The organism is Streptomyces sp. 8L, from assembly GCF_020176795.1.
Taxonomy (GTDB): domain Bacteria; phylum Actinomycetota; class Actinomycetes; order Streptomycetales; family Streptomycetaceae; genus Streptomyces.
In genome coordinates, this window is the sequence record NZ_JAIUKE010000511.1 from 1 (window position 1) to 7,955 (window position 7,955).

Genomic DNA, 7,955 nt, shown 5'->3' on the forward strand with positions numbered 1-7,955 from the left:
TGGCGGGGCGCGGCCGCCCGCCCGGCGGGGCGAGCGTGACGGGGGGCGCGCCGGGCGGCCCCGGGCCGCCCCGGGGGGGGGGGGCCGGGGGCCGGGGCCCCCCCCCCCCCCCGCGCCCAGGTGCTCCACCAGCCACTCGACGGCCTGCTCGGGTCCCGCGGTGAGATCGTGGTGGTGGTCGTCCACATCCCGCACGGTGCCGTCGTGTCCCACCGCGCCGATCCGCGCGTGGTGGGAGCCGAGGTCCGCCGCCACGCACACGTCGTCGCGCTGGCGCACCCGCAGCAGACGGGGGCGCCGGCCGCCGCGCGAGGCGCCCTCGCCCGACTCGGTGAGCAGTCCCGCCGCCACCAGCTCCTGGACGCGCAGGGACACCGTCGACGCGGCGAGGCCCAGTTCCCGCACCAGGTCGGCCCGGGAGGTGGCCGCCCCGGAGGACACCATGCGGATGATGTCCTTGGTCGAGGCGCTGTCCGTCATGGTGTCCCCTGCCTTGGTTCGAAAGTTGAATCAAGTTTCTGTGGTCTCGATGCAAGTTACCGACTTAGGTCGACCTTCCGCCAGAGTCCGGGGAAAGATTTTTCGGCGACCGCATGGTGGAAAACGGTCCATACCCGCTGATTGATCGGCAAGAAGCCCCTGTGAGGTGTGCATCTGTCTGCATCAAGGTCTTGACTTACTTTTCGTAGCGGACCTAACTTTCACCCATCCTTGGCCGAACATTCTGTCGGCCTTTCGCCGGTTCCGATGGAGGCCCCCTACATGCGCTCTGGGCGTTCACCCGCGCGGTTTCGCGTCATAGCCGCCGCGCTTGCCGCCGCGCTCGCCGTAGTGCTCTCGGGCTGCACGCAGCAGAGCGGCAAGATCGACATGGCCCCCACCGGCGGCACGCCGGTCAAGGGCGGCACCGTCACGATGGCCCTGCCGCCCGCGGCCACACCGAACTGGATCTTCCCCATCGGGCCTCCCGGATTCAGCGCGACCTACAACTCCTCCCTGCAGCAGCAGTTCTTCATGCCGGTGTACGACGCCGTGCAGCAGGGCAGCGACCTGGTGCCCACAGGACCGGGCACCCTCGCGAAGAAGCCGGTCTACAGCGACGGCGACAAGACCGTGACAGTGCCGCTGCGCACCGACATCAAGTGGTCCGACGGCACCCGGGTGACGGCCAGGGACATCGAGTTCTGGTTCAACATGGTCAAGGCCAACAAGGCGGACTGGGCCAGCTACACCGTCGGCACGATGCCGGACGACGTGAAGAAGTTCGAGGTGGTCGACGACCACACCGTCCGGCTGCACCTCGACCGCTCGTACAACCCCGACTGGTTCACCGCCAACCAGCTCACGCTGATGCGCGCGCTACCCCAGCAGGCGTGGGACGCGAAGACCGACGGCGGGAAGATCGGCGACTGGGACCGCACCACCGCGGGTGCCAAGGCGGTGTTCGCCCGGCTGACGGCCCACTCGAAGAAGCTCGGCTCGTACGGCAGCGACCCGCTGTGGCAGACCGTCGACGGCCCCTGGAAGATCTCCCAGTGGCAGGACACCGGCCAGGTCACCATCGTGCCCAACACGAAGTACACCGGCACCCAGCGCCCGCACCTGGACAAGGTCGTCTTCAAGCCCTTCACCACCGCCGACTCCGAGTACAACGTGATGCGTTCCGGCGGTGTGGACTACGGCTACATCCCGCCGTCCGTCCTCGCCCAGAAGTCGAAGTTCGAGAGCCGCGGCTACCGCATCTCCCCGTGGACCGGCTGGGCCGTGAGCTACATCGTCTACAACTTCAACTCCACCCACGCGGGGCCGGAGATGAACCAGCTCTACATACGCCAGGCCATGCAGCACCTGGTCGACCAGTACGGCATGAGCAAGGTCGTCTGGCAGGGCAGCGCGAAGCCGACGCTCGGCCCCGTGCCCGCCTTCCCGAAGACGCAGTACCTGACGCCGCAGATGGCGCAGAACCCGTACCCGTACGACGTCGACGCGGCCCGCAAGCTGCTCACCTCGCACGGCTGGACGGACCGGGGCGGGCAGGCCGTCTGCACCCGGCCCGGCACCGGCGCGAACGAGTGCGGCGCCGGCATCAAGAAGAACGCGCCCCTGAACCTGACCCTGCTCTCGCAGTCGGGCTCCACCGAGACGACGAACATGATGCAGGTGCTCAAGTCCTCGCTGAGCAGGGCCGGCATCGACCTGACGGTGCGGCAGCAGCCGCTGAACTCGGTCCTCGGCAACTCGGTCGCCTGCAAGAAGACCGACCCCGGCTGCGACTGGGACATGTCGTTCTTCGGCACCGCGGGCAGCTGGTACTACCCGCTCAACCCGAGCGGTGAGGAGCTGTTCTCCACCGGCGCCTCCGCCAACTTCGGCAACTACTCCTCGCCGGAGGCGGACAAGCTGATCCACGCCGTCCTGTACTCCTCCAACCAGGACGCCATGCACGCCTACGGCGAGTACCTGGCGAAGCAGCTGCCGGTGATGTGGATGCCCAACCCCGCCTACCAGGTCTCGGTCATCCGCAACGACCTGCGCGGCGTCCAGCAGAACCCGACCGCCACCTTCTCCCCGCAGAGCTGGTACTACGTCAAGAAGGGGGCCAGTCAGTGACCGGCTTTCTCGTCAAGCGCCTGCTCCAGGCACTGGTTGTCCTCTTCCTCGTCACGATCATCGTCTTCCTGCTGCTGCACTCGCTGCCGGGCGGCCCCGCGCGGGCCATCCTCGGCCCCAAGGGCACACCGCAGCAGATCGCGCACTTCAACGAGGTCCAGGGCTACAACAACCCCCTCCCCGTGCAGTACTGGGACTACCTCGTCCGCCTGGTCCACGGTGACCTCGGCGAGTCGTACAAGCTCAACGAGTCCGTCAGCTCGCTGCTCGGGCAGCGGCTGCCCAAGACCCTGATCCTCACGGTCATGTCGACCGTCCTCGCGGTGATCATCGCCGTGCCGCTCGGTCTCCTCCAGGCCGTGCGCCGCGGCAAGCCGGCCGACTACGTGATGACCGCGCTGGCGTTCCTCGCGTACGCCACCCCGGTGTTCTTCCTCGGCCTGATCTTCATCATCGTCTTCAGCCAGGCGATCCCGCTCTTCCCGGCCGAGGCGCCGCAGGGCACGTCGATCGGGTCCATCTTCAGCGGCTTCTCCGGCATGGTGCTGCCCATCGTCACCATGGCGTTCGGCATCATCGCGATGTTCAGCCGGTACATGCGCTCGGCGACCCTGGACAACCTCACCGAGGAGTACGTGCGCACGGCGATGGCCAAGGGCCAGTCCAGCCGCCGCATCCTCGCCAGGCACGTCCTGCGCAACGCGCTGATCCCGCTGGTCACCCTGCTCGGCCTGTATCTGCCGACCCTGTTCAGCGGCGCGCTCGTCGTCGAGTCCATGTTCAACTACCCCGGAATGGGCCTGCTGTTCTGGAACGCGGCCCAGGGCAGCGACTTCCCCGTCCTGCTCGGTGTGACACTGGTCGTCGGCGTCGCCACCGTCATCGGGTCGCTCGTGACCGACATCGTCTACGCCCTCCTCGACCCCCGCATCCGGAGCGTGTCATGAGCGTGATCTCACCCGCCGTCGCCCCAGGGCACGAGGAGGCCGCGCAGGCCACCCCCTCGCTGGCCCGGCGCACCGTCCAGGTCTTCACCCGCAACAAGCTCGCGCTCGCCGGTGTGATCGTCCTGGTCCTGCTCCTGCTGTTCTGCTATGTGGGACCGCTCGTCTACCACACCGACCAGATCCACACCGACCTGTCGCAGGCCAACCTGGCCCCCGGCTCGCCCGGCCACCTGCTCGGCACCACCGACCTCGGCTACGACCTGATAGGCCGCCTGATGGTGGCCGGCCAGTCCTCCCTCGAAGTGGGCCTGGCCGCCGGTGTGCTGGCGACGGTCTTCGGCACGGTCTGGGGCGCCGTCTCCGGCTACTTCGGCGGCTGGGTCGACGCGGTCATGATGCGCGTGACCGACGCGGCGCTCGCCATCCCCGCGATGTTCCTGCTCGTCGTGGTCTCCGCGATCATCACCCCGAGCAAGATCGTCCTGATCCTGATCATCGCGGCCGTCGCCTGGCTCTCGCCCGCCCGCCTCGTGCGCGGCGAGGCGCTGTCCCTGCGCGACCGCGAATACGTCCAGGCCATGCGGATGATGGGCGGCGGCGGCGCACGCGCGGTGTTCCGGCACATCGTGCCGAACGCCATCGGCACGGTCATCGTCAACGCGACCTTCCAGGTCGCCGACGCCATCCTCTACGTCAGCTACCTCGCCTTCCTCGGCCTGTCCATCCCGCCGCCCGCCACCGACTGGGGCTCGATGCTGTCCTCCGGCATCACCTACACCCAGAACGGCTACTGGTGGCTGATCTTCCCGGCCGGCATCGCGATCGTCCTCGTCGTCGGCGCCTTCAACTTCATCGGCGACGGCCTGCGGGACGCCTTCGAGGTAAGGCTCCAGAAGAAGTGACGACGCACCAGGGACCCGGCCCCATGACCACACACCGCGCCGCCGCCCGCGGCACCCGCGTCCGGACCGCCGAACGCACCACCACCGCCGCCCGCGCCGCCGCCGTAAGCGCCCCCCTAAGGACCCAGCCATGAGCGAACCCCTGCTCAGCGTCGACGACCTGCACGTCGAGATCGCGAGCCGTGAGAGGACCGTCCACGCACTCGACGGCGTCAGCCTCGACCTGGCTCCCGGCGAGGCCCTCGGCGTCGTCGGTGAGTCCGGCTCGGGCAAGACCATGACCGCGCTCAGCGTCCTCGGCCTGCTGCCGAGCGGCGGCGCCATCACGCGCGGCAGCGTCCGCTTCGACGGCGAGGACCTCGTCGCGGGCGGCGAGAAGCGGCTGCGGGACGTGCGGGGCAACACCATCGGTGTCGTCTTCCAGGACCCGCTGACCTCACTGAACCCCACCATGACGATCGGGGCGCAGGTCGCGGAACCACTGCTGCTGCACCACGACATCAGCAAGAAGGAAGCACTCTCCCGCGCCCAGGACATGCTGGGCTTCGTCGGCATGCCGCAGCCCGCCGAGCGGATGAGGAACTACCCGCACCAGCTCTCCGGCGGCATGCGGCAGCGCGTCGCCATCGCCATGGCGCTGGTGTGCGAGCCCAAGCTGCTGATCGCCGACGAGCCGACCACCGCGCTCGACGTCACCACGCAGCACCAGATCCTGGAGCTCATCGACGACCTGCGCTCCCGCCTAGGCATGGCGATGATCCTGGTCACCCACGACCTCGGCGTCATCGCCAACCGCGTCGACCGGGTCGCCGTCATGTACGCGGGCAAGATCGCCGAACGCGCGGGCGTACGCTCGCTGTTCCGCGCGCCCCGCCACCGCTACACGGAGGCGCTGTTCGCGGCGCTGCCCGAGAAGGCCGTCGTCGGCGCCACCGAGCTGTGGACCATCCCCGGGCTGCCGCCGAACCTCGCCGTGGAGCAGCACGGCTGCCGGTTCGCCGCGCGGTGCGCCTTCGCCACCGACGTCTGCCGCGCCGAGGAGCCCCCGCTCACCGGCGACGACCACGCGTTCGCCTGCTTCCACCCGGTGCCGCTCCAGGCCGCCGACCCCCTCGACGACGTGGTGCCGGGCGAGGCGCGTCACACGCCGGTCGTGAAGTCCGGCGGGCCGCTGCTCGAACTCACCGATCTGCGCAAGGACTTCCCGCTGAGCGGCGGGCCGTTCGCACGCAGCCGCGGCACGGTCAGCGCGGTCGGCGGGGTCACACTCACCGTCCAGAAGGGCGAGACCTTCGGCATGGTCGGCGAGTCCGGCTGCGGCAAGACCACCATCGGCCGCATGGTCGCGGGCCTTGAGGACCCCACCTCGGGGTCCATCGCCTTCGAGGGCCAGGACCTCGCGACGATGAGCAGGGCCCAGCGCCGGGAGCACCGCCGCAACATCCAGCTGATGTTCCAGGACTCCACGGCCGCGATGGACCCGCGCATGCGCGTCGGCGCCATCCTGCGGGAGCCGCTCGTCATCCAGGGCGTCGGCGACCGCGCGGAGCAGGACCGGGTCGTCGGCGAACTGCTGGACGCGGTCGGGCTGCCGCGGGGCGCCGTGGACCGCTACCCGCACGAGTTCTCCGGCGGCCAGCGCCAGCGGCTCGGCCTCGCCCGCGCCCTGACGCTCTCGCCGGACCTCATCGTGGCCGACGAGCCGGTCTCCGCGCTCGACGTGTCGGTGCAGGCGCAGATCCTCAACCTGATGCGGGAGTTGCAGCGCGACCGCGAGCTGACGTATCTGTTCATCTCGCACGACCTCGCCGTGATCCGCTACCTCGCCGACACCGTCGGCGTGATGTACCTCGGCAAGCTCGTCGAGTGCGGCCCCGCCGACGAGGTCTACGCGCACCCGCTGCACCCGTACACCCGCGGCCTGCTCGACACGGTCAATGTGCCGGACCCGGAGCAGGTCGACGACACCAGGACGCCGCTCGGCGGCGAGACGCCGTCCGCGGCGAACCCGCCGTCCGGCTGCCGGTTCCGCACCCGCTGCCCGATCGCGCAGGACATCTGCGCGACGGTGGAGCCCGCCGCCACCACCCCGCTCGGCGCGGGACACCAGGTGGCGTGCCACTTCCCGCTGGTCGAGGAGGGGGCTCCGGCCGCCGCCTGACCCGCGAGAACGCGCCCGAGGCGCCGAGCCGTACAGGCCCGGCGCCTCGCCGGCGTCAGCGGCCGTCGTCCGGCGCGCCGGCGCCCGGGCCTTCGGCCTCGCCGCCCCGCACCGCGCCGCCCGACAGCAGCCCGGACGAATCGCGCACCGCCCAGTCCGCCAGCACCGCCTCGCCGTCGCCGCCCACCGGACGCGGAGCCGCCGCCGTACGCGTCGGGGTGGCGGAGAACCGGGGCGCGGGGGAGGGCACGTCGCCCCCGTCCACCCGGTCGTGCGTGGCGCGCGCCGCCAGATGCGGATCGCGCACCGCCTCAGCCCAGTCGAGTACGGGCGACGCGCACGCGTCCGACCCCTCGAAGACACGCTCCCACTCCGCGCGCGTACGGGAACGGAACGCCACGGTGAACGCCTCCCGCATCGCGGGCCACCGCGCCGGGTCGTACTGGCCCTCGGCCCACTCGGGCAGCTCCAGCAGCTCCACCAGGCGCGCGTAGAACTGCGGTTCCAGCGCGCCGACCGCGAACCAGCCGCCGTCCGAGGTCTCGTACACGTCGTAGAACGGCCTCCCGGTGTCCAGCAGGTTCGTGCCCCGCTCGTCGCTCCAGCCGTGGTAGCGGCGCTGCGCCCACACCATCGACGACAGGTGGGTGAGGCCGTCCACGATCGCCGCGTCCACCACCTGCCCCTGTCCTGTGGCGCGCGCGTGGTGGAGCGCCGAGAGGATGCCCACCAGCAGGTACATCGAGCCGCCGCCGAAGTCCCCCAGCAGGTTCACCGGCACCTGCGGCGGTCCGCCCGCCCGGCCGATCGCCGCCAACGCCCCCGTCAGCGACACGTAGTTGATGTCGTGCCCTGCCGTTATCGCACGCGGCCCCGACTGGCCCCAGCCCGTCATCCGGCCGTACACCAGCCGCGGATTGCGGCGCAGGACGCTCTCGGGACCGATCCCGAGCCGCTCGGCGACCCCCGGCCGGTACGCCTCGATCAGGACGTCCGCGCGCTCCGCGAGCCGCAGTACGGCCTCGGCTCCCTCGGGGTGCTTGAGGTCGACCACCACCGAGCGGCGCCCGCGGTTCAGTCCGTCGGTGACCAGCGACGGCACCGGCCGGTCCACGCGTACGACATCGGCGCCGAGCTCCGCCAGGGTCATGGCCGCCATCGGCGCGGGGCCGATGCCCGCCAGCTCCAGGACGCGGACCCCGGCCAGCGGCCCCCCGGTCGAGCGCACCGCGGCGGTCGCGGGATGCGCGGAGTCCGCGCGGCCGGGCGGGGGAGCCGGGCGGGGAGGCCGCCGCCGACCGCGCGCTGGGTGAGCGGTGGTGAGGGATTGAGGAG

The 7,955-nt window shown here is 70.8% G+C and carries 6 protein-coding genes; 4 read left to right on the forward strand and 2 right to left on the reverse strand.

Annotation, left to right across the window (positions count from 1 at the left end; translation table 11 throughout):
* A partial coding sequence (locus tag LCE31_RS32755) for a winged helix-turn-helix domain-containing protein (protein WP_225020928.1) occupies positions 1–480 on the reverse strand: 480 nt, incomplete at its 3' end.
* Between the two features lie 282 nt (positions 481–762).
* Here LCE31_RS32755 and LCE31_RS32760 point away from each other — a divergent pair.
* From LCE31_RS32760 to LCE31_RS32775, 4 genes are all read left to right on the forward strand, one after another.
* Entirely contained in the window at positions 763–2,610 is a 1,848-nt protein-coding gene (locus LCE31_RS32760; protein ID WP_225020931.1) for a peptide ABC transporter substrate-binding protein, read from the forward strand.
* A complete protein-coding gene (locus tag LCE31_RS32765) occupies positions 2,607–3,557 on the forward strand; it encodes an ABC transporter permease (RefSeq protein ID WP_225020933.1) in 951 nt (316 codons plus the stop codon). The genes LCE31_RS32760 and LCE31_RS32765 overlap by 4 nt, the downstream gene beginning before the upstream one ends.
* Positions 3,554–4,459 carry an ABC transporter permease gene (locus LCE31_RS32770; protein WP_225020934.1) on the forward strand — a complete coding sequence of 302 codons (906 nt, stop codon included), beginning with the start codon at positions 3,554–3,556 and terminating at the stop codon, positions 4,457–4,459. The genes LCE31_RS32765 and LCE31_RS32770 overlap by 4 nt, the downstream gene beginning before the upstream one ends.
* 130 nt (positions 4,460–4,589) lie before the next feature.
* The gene (locus LCE31_RS32775; protein WP_225020936.1) at positions 4,590–6,620 is read left to right on the forward strand and encodes an ABC transporter ATP-binding protein; all 2,031 of its coding nucleotides are present in this window, start codon (positions 4,590–4,592) and stop codon (positions 6,618–6,620) included.
* A 55-nt stretch (positions 6,621–6,675) separates the two neighbouring features.
* Here LCE31_RS32775 and LCE31_RS32780 read toward each other — a convergent pair whose 3' ends face one another.
* Entirely contained in the window at positions 6,676–7,848 is a 1,173-nt protein-coding gene (locus tag LCE31_RS32780; protein WP_374118623.1) for a CaiB/BaiF CoA transferase family protein, read from the reverse strand.
* Positions 7,849–7,955 lie beyond the last annotated feature (107 nt).